Source organism: Candidatus Poriferisodalis sp. (genome assembly GCF_965208485.1).
Lineage (GTDB): Bacteria > Actinomycetota > Acidimicrobiia > Acidimicrobiales > Poriferisodalaceae > Poriferisodalis.
In genome coordinates, this window is sequence record NZ_OZ242344.1 from 988365 (window position 1) to 1007602 (window position 19238).

Consider the following 19238-nt stretch of genomic DNA (forward strand, 5'->3'; position numbering starts at 1 on the left):
GCAGATCTCCGTTCACGACGCATCGCTCCCCGGATCAGGTTCCCGGTCGACGATCACCGGCTCGGGGACATCTGTCTCATACAGCAGCACCTGCACCCAGCGAAGCCGCGTCAGGTCCGCTGCCGGGTGAACCGTGACCCGCTGCGCCCCCCGTACCGCATCGGGCTCGACATCGGTGACCGTGCCCACGAGCAAGCCTGCGGGAAACGTGCTCCCCTCGAATCCGCTAGTCACCACGGTCTCCCCCGGGATGACCACGGTCTCCAGTTCGATATAGCTCACCTCCAAGTCGCGGTCCGGCCCCCGTCCCGATATGAGGCCGGCGTCTCCGGAACGCACGATGCGAACGCCGGCATCGAAGTTGGGATCGGTCAGCAGCTCGACTCGCGACCGGTTCGTGTGGGCCTCCACCACCCGGCCGACCAAACCGTGGCCGCTCTCCACGGGCATCCCCTCTCGGATGCCGTCGCGACGGCCCACCTCCAAGACGATCGTTCGCTCGAAATTCGACACCGGTGCATCGATGACCCGCGCGGTGACCCGGGGGATGGCCCGTGCCGTGTCGCGGGCGCCAAGCAGCGCCAGCAACTCCTGACGATCCCGCTCCAACTCTCCGACCCGCAGAACGGATGCCTCCGCCTCAGCCAGTTCGCTGCGCATCAGCGCATTCTCTGCCTCCAGGTCGTCGTAGCTGACGACGCCGCGCCAAGCGTTCCGAATCGGCCCGGTCACCCAGTCTCCAAAGGACCGCACCGGACCCAACACGTCCAGCACCGCTCCGCGCGCCGCGCCGAGAACACCTGCGGACCCGCGGGCATCAAGCGTCAGCAGTGCTATGGCCGTTACGACGAGCAGGGCCAAGCGGAGCCAAGTGCGCCGCCGGAGTCCGGCGCGGCGGGCCACGGCCGGGGGCGTCAGCGCCCCTCGGTGGACGAATACAGCACACCGTGCAGCACGTCGAATTCCTCGAGCGTCTGTCCAGAGCCGCGTACCACGGCGAACAGCGGATCTTCCGCGATGTGGACTGCGACGCCCGTCTCAGAACGCAGCCGTTCGATTATTCCTCGGAGCATGGCACCGCCTCCGGCGAGGGTGATGCCGTAGTCCATGACATCGGCGGCGAGTTCTGGCGCAGTGTCGTCCAGTGTTGCCTTGACCGAGTCGACAATGGCGGCAACTGGGGCCGCAATCGCTTCACGAATCTCCATGCTGTTGACGCTCACTGATTCGGGAAGCCCGCTCACCATGTCGCGACCGCGAACCTCTGCATAGATCTCCTCCTGCAGCGGCCACGCCGATCCGAGTGCCAGCTTGATCTCCTCCGCAGTGCGCTCGCCCACGATGAGACCATGCTCCTTCTTGACGTGGGCGACGATCGACGCGTCGATCATGTTGCCGCCGACACGGGCAGAACGCGCCGTGACAATCCCGCCGAGCGAGATCACAGCTACCTCGGTCGTGCCGCCCCCGATATCGACGATCATGCTGCCCTGCGCCGACTGAACCGGCAAGCCCGAGCCGATCGCTGCTGCCATCGGCTCCTCGATGATGTATGCTTGGCGGGCACCCGCGTACTCGGCAGCTTCCTGCACGGCGCGCTGTTCGACGCCAGTAATCCCCGAGGGCACGCAGATCACCATGCGCGGTTTGGGCCATCGCACTTGGGAGACTTGGTTGATGAAGTGCCGGAGCATCTTCTCGCAGATGTCGAAGTCTGCGATCACGCCGTCCTTGAGCGGGCTGATCGCTGTGATGTTGCCGGGCGTCCGGCCGATCATTCGCTTGGCCTCGTGGCCCACGGCCAGCGAGTTGCCAGTCATGGAATCGACGGCGACGACAGACGGCTCGTTGAGCACGATGCCCCGGCCGCGCACGAACACGATGGTGTTCGCAGTGCCGAGGTCCACGGCGATGTCCCGGCCGCCGAGAACGCTTCCGCGCTTGCGAGGCCGGCCCGGCGCATTCATGACGATCAGCGCTCAGCCTTGCTGTTGGCTGAGACGAGGGTGCCAAAGAACAGGGCGATTTCCCGCTCGGCAGAGGCTTGACTGTCCGATCCGTGCACCAAGTTCTCGGTCGGAGAGATCCCGTAGTCACCCCTGATGGTGCCGGGCGCTGCCTTCGCCGGATTGGTGGCCCCCACCAGGGCGCGGACGACGGCGAAGATGTCATCGCCGGCATCGTCGGGCCCATCCAGCACCATCACGACCGACGGCGACCGAGTGATGAACTCGAGCAACGGCTCGTAGAACGGCTTGCCAGCATGCTCGGCGTAGTGCCGCTCGGCTGTCTCACGGTCGATGCATCGGTGCTCCAAAGCAGCGATGGTGAGACCTTTCCGCTCGAATCTGGCCATGATCTCTCCGACAAGGCCCCGCTCGACCGCGTCGGGCTTGCAGATCACCAACGTGTGGCCCATCGCGGTCTCCTTCGGTCTGTCGCCGTGCGCCGACGCGTCGCGCCAGCGGCTGCACGACCGAGGCTAATGCGGGTCGCCCCCCAGAAGTCGCCGGGCCTCGGCGGCAACGTACAACGAGCCACTCACCACGACAGTGCCATCCGCGCCGGCCCGATCGGCGGCCCACCGCACAGCGTCGTCGACGCTTGCGATGGGGACGATCTCGGGCGGCCGGTCACATCCAATTGCCGCCCGCCCCACTGCATCGACGACATCGCTCGGCGGCGTCGCACGCGGCCAGGACGCGGCCGTTGCCACCACGGCATCGAAGACGCCGAGATCAAGGGCCTCGCAGAATGCAGCAGGATCATGCGGCCTGTTTGCTCCGATGACGAGCACACGCGCCGATCCCCGACTTGTCGGAGCGGACTCGTCAAAGCCGGCCGTGGCGTCGGCGCAGATCGACAACGTCTCGGCCAGCGTGTCTCGCAAGGACACAGCACCAGCAGGGTTGTGCGCCCCGTCAATGACCACCGTCGGCTGTCCCGCAACAATCTCAAAACGGGCCGGCAACGTGACGTCTTCGAGCGCTGCCGCGACGACATCGTCATCGAGCCTCCGGCCGAAGAACGCTTCGACCGAGCAGATGGCGGTTGCGACATTGACCGCTTGGTGTGCGCCATGCAGCGGCACGAAGTGGTCGCTGCGCTCCCCGAACGGTGTGAACACGGTGACGAGCTGCCCGCCGATCGCCGGTCGGCGGGCAGTCACATCCCAGTCGACGCCGCGGCGCCAAAGCTCCGAACGGGTCTCGGCCGCAACACCCGCCACGATCTCGACCAGATCGGGAGAGGTCTCGCCGCAGACGACAGTCGCTCCAGGCGAAATGATCCCCGCCTTCTCCGAAGCCACGTCTGCCAGCGTCGGCCCGATGATCTCGAGGTGGTCCGCGCTGATATTGGTGATCACCGCCACAGCCGCATCCACAACGTTCGTCGCGTCCCAGCGCCCGCCCATGCCGACCTCGATCACATTCACGTGCGCCGTCGAGGCGAACCAGTTGTACGCGGCGGCCGCCATCACCTCGAAATAGTTCGGCCGTTCCCCGCAGCGGTCGATCGCCATCGGCTCGAAGACCGCTATCTCGCTGACGGCCAGCGCGAACGACTCGTCGTCGAGCGGCTCATTCGCCACCGAGATCCTGTCGTTGACACGTTCGATGTGCGGTGAGGTGTAGCTGCCCGCAGCCAGACCGCAGGCACCGAGCAGCGCTGCCGCAAGCCGGGCTGTGCTGCCTTTGCCGTTCGTTCCGGTGATGTGGATGGCCGGGACGCTGTCCTGCGGATCGCCCAGGATTCCCATGAGCGTCCACATGCGATCGAGCGTCGGCGCGGTCGCCTCGGGACTGCCCAGCAGGCGCTCAAGATCGATGTGGGAATCGAGCCAGTCGAGCGCAGCCTCGTAGTCGCGCAACGGACCCGACGCCGAGCTGTTCGGTCCTGCGTCTGGCGCCCCAGTCTCTCGCGGCCGACGGCTCAAGATGCGCGGCTCAGGAGGCCCGACGCGTCACCGTCGAGCGGGGCACCAGCGTGGGATTCACTTTGTCCAGCACCACGCTGCGGTCCACGATGCACCGTGCCACGTCGTCGCGGCTCGGCAGGTCGTACATCAGTCCCAGCAGGACCTCTTCAAGGATGGCCCGCAGCCCTCGAGCACCCGTGTTGCGGAGCATCGCCTGATCCACGATCGCCTCGAGTGCGTCGTCGGTGAACTCGAGCTCGACGTCATCGAGTTCGAACATCTTGCAGTACTGGCGAACGAGCGCGTTCTTCGGCTCGGTGAGAATCCGGCGCAACGCGTCGGGACCCAAGGGATCGACGACTCCGACCACCGGCAACCGGCCGATGAACTCAGGGATCAAGCCGAAGTGGCGCAGATCCTCCGGCAGCACATCAGGCAAGATGTCGAGCGCCGAGCCGTCGGTTGCGTGGCGAAGCCGCGCACCGAAGCCGACTCCCCGCTCCCCGACACGGTCGGCAATGAGACGCTCGAGGCCGTCGAAGGCGCCTCCGCAGATGAACAGCACATTGCTGGTATCGATCTGCAGGAACTCCTGGTGAGGGTGCTTCCGGCCGCCTTGCGGGGGTACTGATGCAACCGTGCCCTCGAGGATCTTCAGCAGCGCCTGCTGGACGCCTTCCCCGGACACATCGCGGGTGATCGAGGCGTTCTCGGCTTTTCGAGCGATCTTGTCGATCTCGTCGATGTAGACGATGCCGGTCTCGGCACGCTTCACATCGAAGTCCGCCGCCTGCAGCAGTTTGAGCAGGATGTTCTCGACGTCCTCGCCCACATAGCCCGCTTCGGTCAGCGCCGTGGCATCTGCTATGGCGAACGGCACGTTGAGCAGGCGAGCAAGGGTCTGCGCCATCATCGTCTTTCCGCAGCCCGTCGGGCCGATCAGCAGGATGTTGGACTTCGCTATCTCGACGTCGTCAGAGGCGCCGGGGCCTGAGGGTTCGAGGCGCATCCGCTTGTAGTGGTTGTAGACGGCCACTGACAGGATCGTCTTCGTCCGGTCCTGGTCGATGATGTAGTCGTCGAGGAAGGCGAAGATCTCGCGCGGTTTGGGCACCGACTCGAATGGCGTCTGCGGCGCCGCCTCGACCTCGTCGTCGATGATCTCGTTGCACAGGTCGATGCACTCGTCGCAGATGTAGACGCCGGGGCCTGCGATGAGCTTTCGCACCTGCTTCTGGGACTTGCCGCAGAACGAGCACTTCAGCAGCTCGCCTCCCTCGCCGAACCTCGCCACGTTGCACCTCCCTTCCGCTGAGCGTCCGCAGTCGACGGCCCCACAAGGCTCGCACACGGCGGACCTAGGCACGGACCAGCGCCGGTCGATTCAGACTGACCGCCAAGGATGGCACATCGGGGACCGCGCGGCGCGATCCGGTTCGTCTGCCGCTGCGTGAACGCCGCGTCAGCGCACGGGGAGCGGTCGGGGCGCACCGGTAGGCTCCACGCTTCGTGAAGACGACGCTGACGACGCTGGATCCAGCGGATTTCATCGGGCCCGCGCCGGTTTCCGAACCCGACTCCCCGCCTGCCGACGAATCGCCGGTCGCCGCGGACGCAGACGATTCGGGCACCGACGAGGCTGCTCCGGGCCAATTCATCGGCCCGCGCGTGAAGCTGACCGTCGAAGTCGATGCGGAGACATTCGACGCTGATGTCGACGCTGCTTTCCGCAAGCTCGCTCGTGAGGTGCACATTCCGGGATTCCGTCCAGGGCGGGCGCCGCGCCGGGTGCTGGAATCGCACTTCGGCCCGGAGATCGGGCGCGCTCAGGCGCTCGAGGAAGCTGTGCCGCGGTACTACGCCGAAGCCGTGCGTGACAACCAGGTCGACGTGGTCAGCCAACCCGAACTGGAATTGACGCTCGACGGGAGCGAGGGACCCGTGGCGTTCGAGGCGACCGTCGAGATCCGACCGGTGGTGGCGATCTCGGGCTACCGGGACATGCAGGTGGAGATACCGAGTCCCGAGCCGTCCGACGAACAGGTCGACGCTCGCATCGACGAGACGAGGCGCCAATTCGCCGACATCGCCGAGGTGGACCGTCCGGCCGTCGACGGCGACCGCGTCACGATCGACATCGAAGGATCCGTCGAGGGCAAGCCGCTCCCCGGACTCTCTGCTCAGGACTACCTCTACGAGGTGGGCAGCGGCGGCATCGTACCCGAGGTCGACGGGCAATTGGTCGGCTGCGAGGCCGGCGACGAGCTGTCGTTCAGCGCAACCCATCCGGTGCAGACCGACATGGAGATCGACTTCGAGATCACGGTCAACGCCGTGTCGGAGTTGGTGCTGCCCGATCTGACCGACGACTGGGTGGACGAGAACACCGAGCACGACGATATTGCGGAACTCCGCGATGCGACTGCCCGGCAACTCAGCTTCGGGCTCATCATGCAGGCCAACATGGTGCTCCGCGAGGAAGTGCAGAGGCAGCTTGCGAGCCTCGTGGAGGGTCCGGTTCCCGACGCCATGGTGAGCGGGGCGATTGCAGACCGCATGAACGAGCTGGGCAGCGGACTGCAGCAGCGGAACATGACGATCGAGAGTTGGCTCGAGGCGACGGGCCAGGAACCGGCCTCATTCATTGGCGAACTGCGCGATGACGCTGAGCGAGGGGTGCGCTTGGATCTCGCATTGCGTGCCTTGGCCGCCGCCGAGGAACTGCAGGCCGAGGAGGCCGACGTCGAGGACGAGCTGGAGCGCCTGGCATCCACCGACGGCCGCAGCGCCGAGCAGCTGCGCGAGGTCATGTCGGACAACGATGGGCTGGCACACCTCACGGCGGCGATCTGCAAGAGCAAGGCGCTGCAATGGGCCGTCAAAGCCGCCACACTCGTTGGACCGGACGGCGACGCGATCGATCGATCGGCGCTCGAGCTTCCGTCGCCCGACGGCGCTGGCAGCATCGACGGCAAGAACACTGATTCCGACGAAACTGAGGCAACACCGTGACGACCGAGTTCTCCCCAAGGGCGGATCCATCCGGCCAGAGCGCTGAGCGGCACAACGCTCACAACTATCTCGTGCCCACGGTCGTGGAGCAGACCAACCGGGGCGAGCGTGCATACGACCTGTATTCGCGGCTGCTGAAGGAGAACATCATCTTCCTGGGCACGCCAATCGACGATGTCGTCGCCAATCTGGTGTGCGCGCAGTTGATTCACCTCGAGTCGGAGAACCCCGACAAGGACATCAACATCTACATCAACTCCCCCGGCGGGGACATCAGCTCGCTGTTCGCCATCTACGACACGAGTCAGTACATCCGCAACGACATCACGACAATCTGCTTGGGCCAGGCAGCGTCTGCTGCAGCGGTGCTGCTGGCCGCAGGCACGCCGGGCAAGCGCATGGCGCTGCCGAATGCGCGGGTGCTGCTGCACCAGCCGTACGGCCAGGCGATAGGCCAGGCCACCGACATCGAACTGGCCGCACGCGAGATTGACCGAATGCGCGAGCGGCTCGAGCGGATCATCGCGCACCACACGGGCCAAGACCTCGAGCGGATCCACGCCGACACTGACCGCGACTTCATCATGGACGCTGAGGCGGCCAAGGAGTACGGGATCATCGACGAGGTGATCGCGAACCGCCAAGTACTGGAGGACGGCCCGATTCGCGCTGCCTAGGGCGAGCGGACGACGGGAATCACTGCGCCCCCCGCAGCACACCATGCGCCGCCGGCATCATCAGCTTGAACGGCACAGGTCCGAGCGAGCGGACGACAGGAATCACTGCGCCCCCCGCAGCACACCATGCGCCGCCGGCATCATCAGCTTGAACGGCACAGGTCCGAGCGAGCGGACGACAGGAATCACTGCGCCCCCCGCAGCACACCATGCGCCGCCGGCATCATCAGCTTGAACGGCACAGGTCCGAGCGAGCGGACGACGGGAATCGAACCCGCATCATCAGCTTGGAAGGCTGAGGTTCTGGCCATTGAACTACGTCCGCAGCGAGCGCCGAGGGTAGCGGCCTGCGGCGGTGGCCTCTGGTGCGGTGTTGGGGACCGGAATGGGTGAGGCCGGCTAGCGAGGGGGGAAGGCCCCCAAATGACCTTCCTCGAGGAGTGCGTCGAAGAACTCTGGCGTGTAGGCCGACTCCGGATCGGCTCGCACCCGCTCGTCGATGCGGTAGGCGTCGTCTCCGACGAGGATGCGCCACCGGCCTGCCAGCACGTCCGACAGGATGATCTCGGCGGCCTGCGCTGCCGAGGTGGGCGCGTCGTCGCGGAATCGGGTGTTGCGGTCGGTGACGAGCGCTTCGACTTCCTCGTCGCTGAACGCATCGAGGTCGATTCCGCGAGCTGCCATGTTCTTGCGAATCAGGGGTATGTCGACGCCGTGGACCGAGAAGCTGTTCAGCGCAATCGAGGTGCCGATGTGCCCGGGCATCACAACGTGAGCGCTGACGTGCGGAGCGTGCATGATCAGGTCCTGCATGAGGGCCTCGGTGAAGCCCTTCACCGCGAATTTCGCAGCGCAGTACGACGTGTGCGGGGCGCCGGGGCCAATCGTTGCCCAGAAGCCGTTGATGCTGCTGGTGTTGACCATTGCGCCCGCATCTGAGCGCACCAGCATGTCCATGAACGCCCGCGCGCAGTTGAGCACGCCGCTCCAGCACACCGCGAAGGTCTTGTCCCAAGCGTCGCGCTGATCGTCGATCACGAAACTGCCGCCGCCGCCGACACCGGCGTTGTTGAACAGCAGGTTGATGTGGTCGGTGTCGTGCGACGCTGCCATTTCGGCGGCGAATGCCACGACCGCATCTGCGTCGGTCACATCGCAGTCGTGCATGGTGATGCGCACACCGCTTGAGCCGCCAGTCGCCAGCTCTGCTGTTCGTGCCAGTTCCTCCGCGTTCAGGTCGCACGCAGCCACATGACACCCGGCAGCGGCGAGCTGGCGCACCAGCTCGCGCCCCATGCCAGTCCCGCCGCCGGTCACTACGGCGATGCGTCCCGCAAGATCAATAACGGCCATTGCTCAACCCCCTGATTGTTCTTGGTCTGGTCCCTCGGCGAACATCGCCGCTGCCGCTGCTTCCATCTCTTCGGGAGTGACGTCACGCACATGGGTCGCGATCGACCACTTGTGCCCGAACGGGTCGCGAATGCTGCCGAAGCGGTCGCCCCAGAACATGTCCGCCGGTGGCATCAGGACTTCGGCGCCCAGGGCCACCGCCTTCTCAATGGTCGCGTCGCAGTCGGCCACGTATCGGTGCATTGTGACCGTCGAGCCAGCCAGCGCAGCCGGCGCAGAGGCTTCGCCTCCCCATTCCGGGAAATCGTCGGCGAGGAAGATCAATCCGTCGCCGAGCACCAGTTCGGCGTGCATCAGCTTGTCGCTGCCCGGTGCCATCTGACGGTTGGTCTCCTGGGCGCCGAAGGCAGCCGTGTACCACTCGATGGCATCGGCCGCCCCGCCGGGAGAGCCGTCGATGCGGGCGCCGATCGTCATGTAGGGCACGACGAATGGCCGGTCTGGGGGAATCGGATTGACGTCACTCATAGGCGCGGACTCTAGCCACACCTTGCGAGCCGCAACGCGGTCGCCCGAGCGTTCCCGTTCACTCCGCAGGGCTGCGAGAATCAAGGCCTGCACAAGACAGAGGTTCGGCGCGGTCGCTCCCCGTTGAGCGCTGCCGGCGGGGAGGACTCCCATGAGGCAAGTCGACCACTGGATCGGCGGTCAGCGAACGCAGGGCTCGCCGAAGACGATGTTCGAGGTGACCGACCCGGTCGCCGGCAGCGTGATCGCCCAGGTGCCGATGGCCTCCGGGAGCGATGTGGACGCTGCCGTGAGTGCTGCTCGCTCGGCCTGGGACGGCTGGCGGGAGGCCTCCATCTCGTCCCGGGCGGCGGTGATGTTCGCATTCCGCGAACTGCTCACCGAGCACCGCCTGGAGCTGGCCGAGATGGTCTCGGCCGAGCACGGCAAGGTGCGGGAGGACGCGCTGGGCGAGATGCGGCGAGGCATCGAAGTGGTGGAGTTCGCCTGCGGTGTCGGCCAGCTGCTCAAGGGCGAGCGCACCGACGACATCAGCACCTCCCACGACGCCTACACAGTGCGGCAGCCGGTCGGGGTGGTCGCCGGCATCACCCCGTTCAACTTCCCCGCGATGGTGCCGATGTGGATGTACCCGGTGGCCATCGCGTGCGGCAACTGCTTCGTGCTGAAGCCGTCCGAGAAGGACCCGTCGGTGGCGGTGCGCATCGGCGAATTGTTTGCTGAGGCCGGGCTGCCCGACGGTGTGTTCAACGTGCTCCACGGCGACGCCGACGCCGTCAATGGCTTGTGCGAGCACCCGGGGATTGACGCGGTGAGCTTCGTGGGCTCGACGCCGATCGCCCGTCACGTGCACCGCACGGCGTCGATGGCCGGCAAGCGGGTGCAGGCGCTCGGCGGGGCCAAGAACCACATGATCGTGCTGCCCGATGCCGACATCGGCCAGGCTGCGGACGCCGCAGTGTCGGCCGGGTACGGCTCGGCCGGCGAGCGCTGCATGGCGATCTCGGTGGTGGTGGCGGTGGGCGCCATTGCCGACGACTTGTCGAATGCGATCTGCGAACGGATCGATGCGCTGCGTATCGGTCCGGGCCTCGGCGCGGAGCCGGTGGACATGGGTCCGCTGGTGACCGCTGAGCACCGTGACCGGGTGCTGAGCTACATCGACCTGGGCGAATCCGAGGGCGCCGTGTTGCAGCGTGACGGCCGTGAGCTGGTGGTGGACGGCCATCCGGACGGCTACTGGGTTGGCCCGACGCTGCTCGACGAGGTCACCACCGAGATGAAGGTGTACGAGGACGAGATCTTCGGCCCCGTGCTGTGCCTGGTGCGAGTGGAATCGTTCGAAGAGGCGATGGAGCTCATCGAGAACAACCAGTTCGGCAACGGCGTGGCGCTGTTCACCCGCGACGGCGGTGCGGCACGACGGTTCCGGCGCGAGGCTCCGGTGGGCATGGTGGGCGTGAACGTGGCCATCCCGGTGCCGATGGCGTACCACTCATTCGGCGGCTGGAAGGACTCGCTGTTCGGCGACCACCACATGCACGGCCCCGAAGGCATCCGCTTCTACACACGTCTCAAGGCAGTCACCGAGCACTGGCCCGACCCCGCCGACCGCGGCGTCGACCTCGGCTTCCCCACCGCCCGCTGAACACTCCAACGTCGCTGCAAGGCCGGTTGCCCAGGCCAGAGACACCATCTGCAGCGTGACGAGGCGCGTCAATGGCGCATCCCGCGGTTACAGAATGCGACGTCCGGCATATGTCTGCCGTCCAGAGTCCGCGCAGGGCGAGTGGGTGAGACACTGAGGTCAGGAAAGACGAATCCAGGAGGCACGACGAACGCGTGCGCCATCTTCGTTCCGCTCTCGCAGGGCTTGGCGACGTGCAAGCGAGCGTGCGCGCGTCGTTCGATTTTGACAACCTCACAGTCGAATGAGTGGACCGAGCAATCGACCGCTTCGACTACAAGAGCGATCTTGGTGGTTACCAGATCAGCTTCACCGTGATGCACGACACACTGTCGCCGGAGGTGCGAAGGGCCCTTCACCAACTAGGGCAGCCCGAGACCTGAGCGCGATTACCTTCGACGGTCGAGCACTGCATTGCATTGACCAACATGCCCGCCGACTCGCGCGCAGCGTCTCCTAGTGGTGTGTCGCAGTTTTCTTCCGGGCATCATGCAACTCGCTGACCTGTAAGAATGGGCTTGCTTCAGCCCCAGCCATTTCAGCGACGCACCACTAGATGCGGCCTAATCGCTTAACAGGATACTGAAAAAGTCGATTTTCGGGCGGTGTCCAGTTGCAAACCCGCAGGTCAGGGGCTTGCGTTTCCGGCCAGACCTGCATATTTCAGCAGCCTGTTAAGGGTCTTGGCGTAGGTCTTCACGAAGTCGTCAGGCAGAGCTTTCGCTTCGTAGAAGGCGGCTGAGTCGACATCGTGAGCTTCGTCAAGTTCGAGTTCGCGTCGGATATCGCTGATCGTGTTCCGTGCGGCCTCTTGCCCATCTCCGGAGTAGTGCACCTGAATGTGCAGGGTGCGCTTCTGCTGCTGTCGCCGTCGCCGTCGGGGCACCTCGACCGTTCGCGTGATATTGAGCCGGTTGCCGCGGCTAGGCGTGCGTCGGCAATTGGCTCTTCGTCTTTTGTTGGGATGGGGTCGGGTTGAGGGTCCTCGGGTAGGGGTCGAGGCTCTGCTGGGATCGGTGTGTCTGACGCCGATCCCTGGGGGGCCTCGATGAGGCGTGGTGTTGTGTCGGTGCGGCTGTGGCTGTCGCTGACTGAGGTGGTGGAGGTGATCGTCGGCGCGCCCGAGGTGCTGGTGGTGCGGGTGTGCTCGACGGTGCGCCGCCCGTGCTGTGCGGATTGCGGGACGCCGAGCGGGCGGGTGCACGACCGCCGCGGCGACGAGGTGCGGGACTTGGAGGTGTCGGGCCGGCCGGTGACGCTGGTGTGGGAGCGGCGGCGCATGGTGTGCGGGCCGTGCGGGCGGCGCTTTGCTGAGACCCGTCCGGCGTTCGAGGGCCGCGTCACGGCTCGTCTGGCGCGGCGTCTGGTCCAAGACGCCCGCCAGATGACGGTGAACACTGCTGCGAAGCGTCATGGGCTGAGCTGGGAGCTGGTCAACGCGCTGGTGGTCGCCTATGCGGGCCTGGTCGGCTCGCGTCGCCGCCGCCGGCGCTGCGGGGGTGCTGCTGGTGGAGGGGACCTCGATCCGCAAGCGGCACCGGTATGTGACGGTGCTGGTGAACGGCGACACCGGGGAGGTGCCCGCGGATGGTGCCCCACCGCAGCGAGGCGGCCCTCAGCGGCTTCCTGGCTGCTCAGGGGCACCGCTGGCGCCGCGGCGTCAAGGTCGTCGTCTCGGACGGGTCCAAGTCCTATGCGGCGGCGATCGCCGAGCGGCTCGGCCACGCCCGCCATGTGCTGGACCGGTTCCACGTGATCGGCTGGTTCGCAGCCGGGCTGACCGCGGTGCGACGCGACGTGCAGCGCCGCCCCGAAGGGGCCAAGCCGGCGTTCGACCCCGAGGTGTTCCGGGCACGGTTCGTGCTCATGAAACGCCCCGACACCCTCGGCGCAGACGAACGCTCCCGGCTCGACGCGCTCTTCGAGACCCACCCGAGGCTCAAAGCAGCCTGAGACGCGCTCGGCGAGCTGCACGGCCTCTATCTCGCCAAGGACCGCAAAGGCGCCCTCGAAGCGCTCGACCGGCTCGCCGACATCTACCGCACCGGCGACATACCCGAGTTCAGCGACGTCGTCGACACCTTCCTCGCCTGGCATCCCCAGATCCTCGACTGGCACCAAACCGGCCAGCCCAGCAACAGCCGCATCGAAGGCACCAACAACCCCCACCCGAGTCCTACGCCGCAAAGCCCACGGCTTCACCAACCACACGAACCTCGAAGCCCGCGGAACACTCATAGCCCGAACCCGCCGAACCCAGCAGTCCCCATCCCAACAAAAGACGAAGGCTCAACAACACAGGCACAACGAACGCGTAGTAGAGCGGTGGCAGCTCAGCCCAACGCTCCGCCGGACGGACTACATCGCTCGTCGAAAGATCGATCTGGCGCGAGACCTCCGGATCGAAGTTGCGGCGATCAAATGTGATCTCGACACCTGGCTTCACGTTCCAAGCATGTGCGGGCTCGCTGAGCTCGAGGCTGGGCCCCACGGCTCCCCGTTCTTGCGGCAACATCGTCAGGTCAGCGCGCAACTCGTACTCGCCGTCGTCAAGTTCACGAACTCGGGCCCTGTTGAAGTATCCCAGCGTTGGCAGAAAACCGAGATGCTCACTGATGAATGGGACGCCTCGCGCGTTTATCTGCGCCGCCATGCCCTCCAACGCACCCCGCGTCACGCGCGTGGAGTGTTGGTCTCCCGCCAACTGCACAAGATGGGTCGTAGCGAGGACAGCCTCATAGTCCTCATCATTGGCCCCCGGCCATCACTTGCGGTTCGCTTGGGTCCCTTCGCGTTCAATGTGTCTCCCAATTGTCAATGGCGATCGCATGCCAGGTCAGCGTGAGACGGACGCCGGCTGGGCACAGGACCAAGCGCACAAGCTCGAATTGTTGCCCCGCCGCCTAGCCCTTCAGGGCCTTCTCGGCGTGCGACGCGTCAGCTGACGTCCCCGAGTCGTTTGCGTGCAAGGTACTCGAGCCGCTGTGCTTGGACCCAGAGCGTCCGGCGAATCCCCGTTTGAACTTTCCGTTCGCTTATGACACGCGCCAAATCGGCGATCGTTCGAGCTCGACGCGCTATTCGAATGTCGGGGTGCTCGCGCTTGGTGCGGGAAGCGTCGGACAGGATTTCTCCTCGAACCGAAGTTGGCAGCTCTATCAGTTCGGCCTCTGGAATGTCGCCTTCATTGAGCACGGCGTTGAAGAGAGAGTCTGCGAGCGCCTGCTGGTACACGGTGAACTCCGCTCGGTCGAGAGTGTCCTTGATGACTTCGTCAGTCTTTTCGTGCAGATCCCAGAATGGCCACATTTCGATCGCCGCGACTTCAAACGGATCAAGGACTCTCATCGCAACGGCATCGGTCCGCTGATTCGTGAGGTGTCGCCTGATCCTTGTTCGCAGCTGTTCTCTCGTCTGACCGACGTAGATCGGTTCTCCGTCGTAGTCGCTGAACAGGTATACGCCGAATTTGCAGTCACCAGCGGCTCGCCCGTCCGTTCCGAGCAAACCGAGGACACGGTCGACGCCGTCGTAGAGCTCCGTGACGTCAAGTGGCTCGTCTGGCATCAGGCCAACACCCTTGCGAGCCAATGATGGCCAAGCCATTCGACGACCGGTACGCAAACAGCATCGCCCAAGGCAAACATCGCCTGTCGCTCTGTGACGGCTCCGTAGTCCAAGTCGCCCGCACCCTGAAGCCTGGCGTACTCGCCTGGACTCATCCATCGCACATCCGCAGCGCCTTGTCCCGCCCGGACGATGGCCTGCCGGGACGAGCCACCGCGAGTCGTTCTGAGCGCGCCTGCGATCTCGTCTCCACGGATCTCCCATACTGCGCGACCGCCGCGAGTACGCCGGTAGGCGCCTCGCCAGCTCACCGTTGCTGATTCCCGATAGCAGCGAAGCCGGGCCTGCTGGAGGTCGGAAAGCGAGTCGAAGAATGCATCGCGTTTCTCGCCGCTCCACCACTCGCCATCGTCGTCCGCGACATCGGCAAGACGAGTGTCGCTGCGCCGTGGCGGCGGCTCGACCGCGATGGCCGGGGTGCCCTTCGCCGCGAGAAGGAATACCCGCGGCCGGCTCTGCGGCAGGAATGCAGCGGCGTCCACAGTCGCGTCACTCACCTGATACTCAAGATCACCAAGAAGCTCTACGACCGTCCTGAAGTCCTCGCCGCCATTGGCCGTGAGAAAACCCGGGACGTTCTCCACGAGCACAGCACGCGGAGCCCGGTCACCCATCTCAGCGAGGATCCGGACGAAATGGTGGATCAATCCGGAGTGCTCGCCTGCGAGACCAGCACGGGCACCCGCAAGCGAGAGGTCTACGCACGGAAACGAGGCCGTAGCCACTTCGATATCGGGAATCTGCTCACCGCAAATGTCGCGAATGTCCCCAACCACGAGAGATTCGTCGCCCCAATTCGCCCGATAGAGCGCTGCCTTGGTCTCGTCGATGTCGTTCGCAAAGACTGTTCGGACGCCGCAGCGTTCCAGACCGGCGCGCACCAACCCCATGCCAGCGAAGAACTCGGCTGCCCGTGGTCCCATCTCTTGCACAGCGGTCGGGAACAGCCTCATCTGGCGGGAATCGCAGCCGGGGCTCGAGCCGCGCCGCGCCATGGGCGAGTCGACATTTTGGAGCAGGGTCATGCGCGGCGAGGAGCGGTCGAGATCATGCGAACGACAGTAGGCGTCGGGTGTCACACGCTGGGCGATATGTGTGCGACCTGACACGAGGCATCGCACTACCCGCCGGAGCACTTGGGGGTCACACAGTCGCGCAACCGATCGAGTGGCCATGCCTGATTCCAGCTCAGTACGTGGGGCACATCCGCAAGTGCCCCACCCCACAAGGCCGGCGCGCACACGAGCAGGCCATTCGCAAGCGTTCTAGATGAGCTCCTATGTCAAGGCGTGGGTGTTGAGGTGTGTCCAGATTCGGTCTGAGATGCGTCGCTTGAGGGCCCGGATGGCTTCTCGTTTGGTCTTGCCGCGGTCCAAGCAGTGAATCACCCCGTGTTTTGTAGAGACTCGGGTTGTTGTGTCACGGCCGGGGTGGCTGTGCTGTGTTGACGGTAGTAGGTGGTCTCGTGTTCGGCGGGGGTGGTGTAGTTGCCGCGGCCGGCGATCAGGGCGCTGTGGCTGCGTCGGTGGTTGTACCAGTCGACCCATTCGAGGGTGGCGAACTCGACGTCGGACAGTCCTTGCCAGGGTCCGCGTGGGTAGATGAGCTCCCATTTGTAGAGCCCGTTGAGGCTCTCGATCATGGAGTTGTCGTAGCTGTCGCCTTTGGAGCCGACCGAGGCGACGATGTCGTTGTCGGCGAGCCGCTGGCTGTAGCGGATCGACAGGTACTGCGATCCCATGTCGCTGTGATGGGTGACCCCCTCGATGCAGCGCCCGTCGCGGCGGCGAGCGGAGATGGCCATCTCCAGGGCGTCGAGGGCCAGGTCGGCGCGCATCGACCGCGACGCCTGCCAGCCGATCACGCGGCGGCTGTAGGCGTCGATCACGAACGACACGTACACGAAGCCGCTTGCGGTGCGCACATAGGTGAGGTCCGCCAGCCACAGCCGGTCCGGGGCCGGCACCGCGAAGTCCCGCTTGACGAGGTCGTCGGGGCGTTCGGCGTCGGGACCGCCGACGGTGGTGCGCACCTTTGCGCCCCGCCGCACGCCCCGCAGGCCCAGCTCGCCCATGAGGCGCTCCACAGTGCAGCGCGCCACCCGCACGCCCTCGACGCGGTTGAGGTGGTCCCACACCTTCGCCGCCCCATAAGCGTCGTAGTTCGCCTTGTGCACCCTGGCGGTCTCGACGCGCAGCCACGCGTCCCGCAGCGCCCGAGCCGACGGCGGCCTGGCCTTGGCGGCGTAATAGGTGGACGGGGCGATCCCGACACCGTGCTCGGCGAGCACAGCGCAGATCGGCTCGACCCCGAACCGGTCCCGGTGAACGTCCACGAACGCCACTATCTCTGAGACTGGCGGTCGAGCTCCGCCCCGAAGAAAGCCGACGCCGCCTTCAAGATCCCGTTCGCCCGGCGCAACTCACGGTTCTCGCGCTCGAGCTCGGTGATCCGAGCACGATCCGCCGAGCTCACCCCCGGGCGGACGCCGCCGTCGATCTCAGCACGACGCACCCACTTGCGCACCGTCTCCGCCGTCGGACCCAGCTTGCCGGCGACCGAGCAGATCGCCTCCCACTGAGACCCATACAGACGCTGGTTCTCCAGCACCATCCTCACCGCGCGCTCACGCAGCTCGACTGGATATCTCCCATTTCCTGGCATCGCTCCATCCTCTCAAGGAACAGAGCCTCCACCAAAACCGGGGTGATTCAGGTTTGCAGATGCTCCAGATGAAGTTCGCCAGCTCACTGTGCGTCTGAGCGTTCACGCAGTCCCCCTTCGTGCCTGCTGATGGCTTGGCCGACGTTGCCACAGGCAGCGGCCCCGCCGAACGCTACGCCGGCAGCACATCGGGGTCCTCTCTGCGGCCGACCTCATCGCCCACGAAGCGCATCGGCTAACCCGGCACGCAGCCCGGGAGACGCCAAGTATGCGTCGTCGACAGTCGCCCTTCATGAGACGCGTAGAGGTGAGATATCCTTCTTTCTGCACCTATTCTCTAGTTCTCGCAGGTTTATGACGAGGAAAGCAAGGTGGCTGTGCAATGTCTGCAATGCTGTTGAGATTTGAGGTCTCCAACCATCGATCCATCAGCAAGCCGGTGGAACTCTCGATGATCGCAGTCGACAAGGACCGAGACGCCGCGCGGCCTCTCGGCTGGACCGACGAGAAGGCGCTGACAGTCGCAGGTGTGTACGGCGCCAATGGTTCTGGCAAGACGAACCTGCTGGATGGCATCGCGTGGCTTCAACAAGCGGTGCAGGCGTCGCTTATGCGTTGGAAGCGGAAGATACCCCGCGACCCGTTTGCCTTCGGAGACCTAGGGCAGCAGGACTCGGGCTTCAACGTCGACATGGTGGTTGGCGGGGTGCACCATCGCTATGAGCTAGAGGTTGACGACGACGCCGTGCAGTTCGAAGCGCTGTACAGCTACCCGCAGCGACGTCGCCGCACGCTCTTCGAGCGCGACGGCGACGAACTTGAGTTCCGGCGGGGGACGCGGCTGAGCGGCGGAGGACGCGAGCTGATCACGCCAACAACGCTGGTGCTGTCCGTCGCCGATCGCCTGACGCCCGAGATCAATGCCGTCGCCACCGCGCTGAGCGACATCAACTTTGTCGGCGTGTGGCCGCACTCGTTCGTGCCAACAGAGTTTCGGTTGCACCGTTACAGCATGGGTTGGGGGCGGCACGACTGGCCGGAGTTTCTTCTTGATGTCTTCGACGACGATCGTCGGAGGCACCAGGCGGCAGGCGACGAGACGACTCCTCCAGACCGTCATGCCGATCGTGTCATGGCGTTGGCAATGTTGCGATTCGCCGATCTCGGGGTGCGCGATGTGGAGGTTGCAGTCGCATCGGAAGACAACGGGTACGGCGGACGGCGCCTGCGACTGCTGCATGACGTCGCCGGCACACCGATGCCGCTGGAACTCGGCGAAGAGTCAGGAGGAACACTCACCTGGCTTGGGTTGATGCCAGACCTCCTCGCGGTCCTCCGGAACGGCGGCATTCTCGTCGTGGACGAATTGGACTCGAGCCTTCACCCTGCGATCTCCGGCAAGCTCGTCGAGATGTTTCAGGACCCCGAAACCAATCAGCATGACGCGCAGCTCATCTTCACCACCCACGACACGACATTGCTTGGGCACCTCAACCGCGACGAGGTTTGGCTCACCGACAAGCAAGTCGACGGCAGCACCGCGCTGACGCCGCTGTCCGATTTTCGGGGCGATCGCGTCCGCCGATCCACCAACCTCGAACGGGGATACCTCCAAGGCAGGTTCGGCGGCGTGCCGGTTGTTGATCAGTTTGTCGTCCGCGAGGCCCTCGGCCTCAGCGCCTGAGCGAGCGTCCTGGTGTCTCGTCGCCGCAGCACAAGACCCTTGCGCCGACGTCGGCCTCAAACGGACGAGCGCAAGCGGTTCGTCGTC

At 65.4% G+C, this 19238-nt stretch carries 18 protein-coding genes, 1 tRNA gene, 2 pseudogenes and 1 other annotated feature; of the genes and pseudogenes, 8 read left to right on the plus strand and 13 right to left on the minus strand.

The features are described from left to right. Positions 1–12: 12 nt before the first annotated feature. The 5 genes from mreC to clpX all read right to left on the minus strand — a co-directional run bounded on the left by mreC (position 13) and on the right by clpX (position 5213). Positions 13–903: a rod shape-determining protein MreC gene (mreC, locus tag ACOGXQ_RS04520; protein WP_419946257.1), complete on the minus strand. Its 891-nt coding sequence runs from the start codon at positions 901–903 to the stop codon at positions 13–15. Between the two features lie 11 nt (positions 904–914). Beyond that, positions 915–1967, minus strand: a complete 1053-nt coding sequence (locus tag ACOGXQ_RS04525; protein WP_419946258.1) for a rod shape-determining protein — start codon at positions 1965–1967, stop codon at positions 915–917. Positions 1968–1972: 5 nt separating this feature from the next. Then, complete coding sequence (gene ndk / locus ACOGXQ_RS04530; protein WP_419946259.1) at positions 1973–2419, minus strand: nucleoside-diphosphate kinase; 447 nt, start codon at positions 2417–2419, stop codon at positions 1973–1975. Positions 2420–2482: 63 nt separating this feature from the next. Beyond that, positions 2483–3937, minus strand: coding sequence for a bifunctional folylpolyglutamate synthase/dihydrofolate synthase (locus ACOGXQ_RS04535; protein ID WP_419946260.1), 1455 nt, complete (start codon positions 3935–3937; stop codon positions 2483–2485). Positions 3938–3947: 10 nt separating this feature from the next. Then, positions 3948–5213 (minus strand): ATP-dependent Clp protease ATP-binding subunit ClpX, encoded by a 1266-nt coding sequence (clpX, locus tag ACOGXQ_RS04540; protein WP_419946261.1) that lies wholly within the window; start codon positions 5211–5213, stop codon positions 3948–3950. Between the two features lie 215 nt (positions 5214–5428). Between clpX and tig the strand changes: the two genes are divergently transcribed. Then, entirely contained in the window at positions 5429–6931 is a 1503-nt protein-coding gene (gene tig / locus ACOGXQ_RS04545) for a trigger factor (RefSeq protein ID WP_419946262.1), read from the plus strand. 71 nt (positions 6932–7002) lie between these two features. Beyond that, positions 7003–7608: an ATP-dependent Clp protease proteolytic subunit gene (locus tag ACOGXQ_RS04550; protein WP_419947336.1), complete on the plus strand. Its 606-nt coding sequence runs from the start codon at positions 7003–7005 to the stop codon at positions 7606–7608. Positions 7609–7861: 253 nt separating this feature from the next. On the opposite strand, the gene ACOGXQ_RS04555 is transcribed toward ACOGXQ_RS04550, so the two are convergent. From ACOGXQ_RS04555 to ACOGXQ_RS04565, 3 genes are all read right to left on the minus strand, one after another. After that, a tRNA-Gly gene (locus ACOGXQ_RS04555) sits at positions 7862–7933 on the minus strand. A gap of 74 nt (positions 7934–8007) precedes the next feature. Further along, positions 8008–8961, minus strand: a complete 954-nt coding sequence (locus ACOGXQ_RS04560) for an SDR family NAD(P)-dependent oxidoreductase (protein WP_419946263.1) — start codon at positions 8959–8961, stop codon at positions 8008–8010. Positions 8962–8964: 3 nt separating this feature from the next. Beyond that, entirely contained in the window at positions 8965–9489 is a 525-nt protein-coding gene (locus tag ACOGXQ_RS04565; protein WP_419946264.1) for a VOC family protein, read from the minus strand. Positions 9490–9640: 151 nt separating this feature from the next. Here ACOGXQ_RS04565 and ACOGXQ_RS04570 point away from each other — a divergent pair, with 151 nt between their 5' ends. Together ACOGXQ_RS04570 and ACOGXQ_RS04575 are read left to right on the plus strand one after the other, a co-directional pair. Then, positions 9641–11137 (plus strand): CoA-acylating methylmalonate-semialdehyde dehydrogenase, encoded by a 1497-nt coding sequence (locus tag ACOGXQ_RS04570; protein WP_419946265.1) that lies wholly within the window; start codon positions 9641–9643, stop codon positions 11135–11137. A gap of 287 nt (positions 11138–11424) precedes the next feature. Continuing rightward, positions 11425–11559 carry a hypothetical protein gene (locus tag ACOGXQ_RS04575; protein ID WP_419946266.1) on the plus strand — a complete coding sequence of 45 codons (135 nt, stop codon included), beginning with the start codon at positions 11425–11427 and terminating at the stop codon, positions 11557–11559. Between the two features lie 245 nt (positions 11560–11804). Here the strand turns inward: ACOGXQ_RS04575 and ACOGXQ_RS04580 are convergent, their stop codons facing one another. Then, on the minus strand, positions 11805–12062 hold the full coding sequence (locus ACOGXQ_RS04580; protein ID WP_419946267.1) for a hypothetical protein: 258 nt from the start codon (positions 12060–12062) through the stop codon (positions 11805–11807). Between the two features lie 162 nt (positions 12063–12224). On the opposite strand from ACOGXQ_RS04580, the pseudogene ACOGXQ_RS04585 reads away from it, so the two are divergent. From ACOGXQ_RS04585 to ACOGXQ_RS04595, 3 genes and pseudogenes are all read left to right on the plus strand, one after another. Then, positions 12225–12407: pseudogene (locus tag ACOGXQ_RS04585) on the plus strand (hypothetical protein); the annotation flags it as partial. A gap of 356 nt (positions 12408–12763) precedes the next feature. Continuing rightward, positions 12764–13129: an ISL3 family transposase gene (locus ACOGXQ_RS04590; RefSeq protein ID WP_419946268.1), complete on the plus strand. Its 366-nt coding sequence runs from the start codon at positions 12764–12766 to the stop codon at positions 13127–13129. Between the two features lie 15 nt (positions 13130–13144). After that, positions 13145–13327 (plus strand): annotated as a pseudogene (locus ACOGXQ_RS04595) (hypothetical protein); the annotation flags it as partial. Positions 13328–13352: 25 nt separating this feature from the next. Here ACOGXQ_RS04595 and ACOGXQ_RS04600 read toward each other — a convergent pair. The 4 genes from ACOGXQ_RS04600 to ACOGXQ_RS04615 form a co-directional block, all read right to left on the minus strand. Next, positions 13353–13838, minus strand: coding sequence for a hypothetical protein (locus ACOGXQ_RS04600; RefSeq protein WP_419946269.1), 486 nt, complete (start codon positions 13836–13838; stop codon positions 13353–13355). A 275-nt stretch (positions 13839–14113) separates the two neighbouring features. Next, positions 14114–14782, minus strand: coding sequence for a GIY-YIG nuclease family protein (locus ACOGXQ_RS04605; RefSeq protein ID WP_419946270.1), 669 nt, complete (start codon positions 14780–14782; stop codon positions 14114–14116). Then, entirely contained in the window at positions 14743–15828 is a 1086-nt protein-coding gene (locus tag ACOGXQ_RS04610; protein WP_419946271.1) for a DNA cytosine methyltransferase, read from the minus strand. Before ACOGXQ_RS04610 ends, ACOGXQ_RS04605 begins: the two co-directional genes overlap by 40 nt. 359 nt (positions 15829–16187) lie before the next feature. Next, positions 16188–17467, minus strand: a protein-coding gene (locus ACOGXQ_RS04615; protein WP_419946272.1) for an IS3 family transposase whose coding sequence is annotated in 2 segments (ribosomal slippage) — positions 16188–17188 and positions 17188–17467 — 1281 coding nt in all. Because the reading frame shifts where the segments join, the coding sequence is not laid out codon by codon here. After that, positions 17061–17189, minus strand: a sequence feature (AL1L pseudoknot). (Overlaps the previous gene by 129 nt.) 391 nt (positions 17468–17858) lie before the next feature. On the opposite strand from ACOGXQ_RS04615, the gene ACOGXQ_RS04620 reads away from it, so the two are divergent. Next, on the plus strand, positions 17859–19151 hold the full coding sequence (locus tag ACOGXQ_RS04620; RefSeq protein ID WP_419946273.1) for an AAA family ATPase: 1293 nt from the start codon (positions 17859–17861) through the stop codon (positions 19149–19151). The last annotated feature ends 87 nt before the right edge of the window (positions 19152–19238 follow it).

Excerpts from the sequence above, each read along its gene's own strand:
- ACOGXQ_RS04525 (WP_419946258.1), bottom strand. The coding sequence starts at position 1,967 with ATGAATGCGCCGGGCCGGCCTCGCAAGCGCGGAAGCGTTCTCGGCGGC.
- ndk (WP_419946259.1), bottom strand. The coding sequence starts at position 2,419 with ATGGGCCACACGTTGGTGATCTGCAAGCCCGACGCGGTCGAGCGGGGC.
- ACOGXQ_RS04560 (WP_419946263.1), bottom strand. The coding sequence starts at position 8,961 with ATGGCCGTTATTGATCTTGCGGGACGCATCGCCGTAGTGACCGGCGGC.
- ACOGXQ_RS04565 (WP_419946264.1), bottom strand. The coding sequence starts at position 9,489 with ATGAGTGACGTCAATCCGATTCCCCCAGACCGGCCATTCGTCGTGCCC.
- ACOGXQ_RS04570 (WP_419946265.1), top strand. The coding sequence starts at position 9,641 with ATGAGGCAAGTCGACCACTGGATCGGCGGTCAGCGAACGCAGGGCTCG.
- ACOGXQ_RS04590 (WP_419946268.1), top strand. The coding sequence starts at position 12,764 with ATGGTGCCCCACCGCAGCGAGGCGGCCCTCAGCGGCTTCCTGGCTGCT.
- ACOGXQ_RS04605 (WP_419946270.1), bottom strand. The coding sequence starts at position 14,782 with ATGGCTTGGCCATCATTGGCTCGCAAGGGTGTTGGCCTGATGCCAGAC.
- ACOGXQ_RS04610 (WP_419946271.1), bottom strand. The coding sequence starts at position 15,828 with ATGACCCTGCTCCAAAATGTCGACTCGCCCATGGCGCGGCGCGGCTCG.
- ACOGXQ_RS04620 (WP_419946273.1), top strand. The coding sequence starts at position 17,859 with ATGCTGTTGAGATTTGAGGTCTCCAACCATCGATCCATCAGCAAGCCG.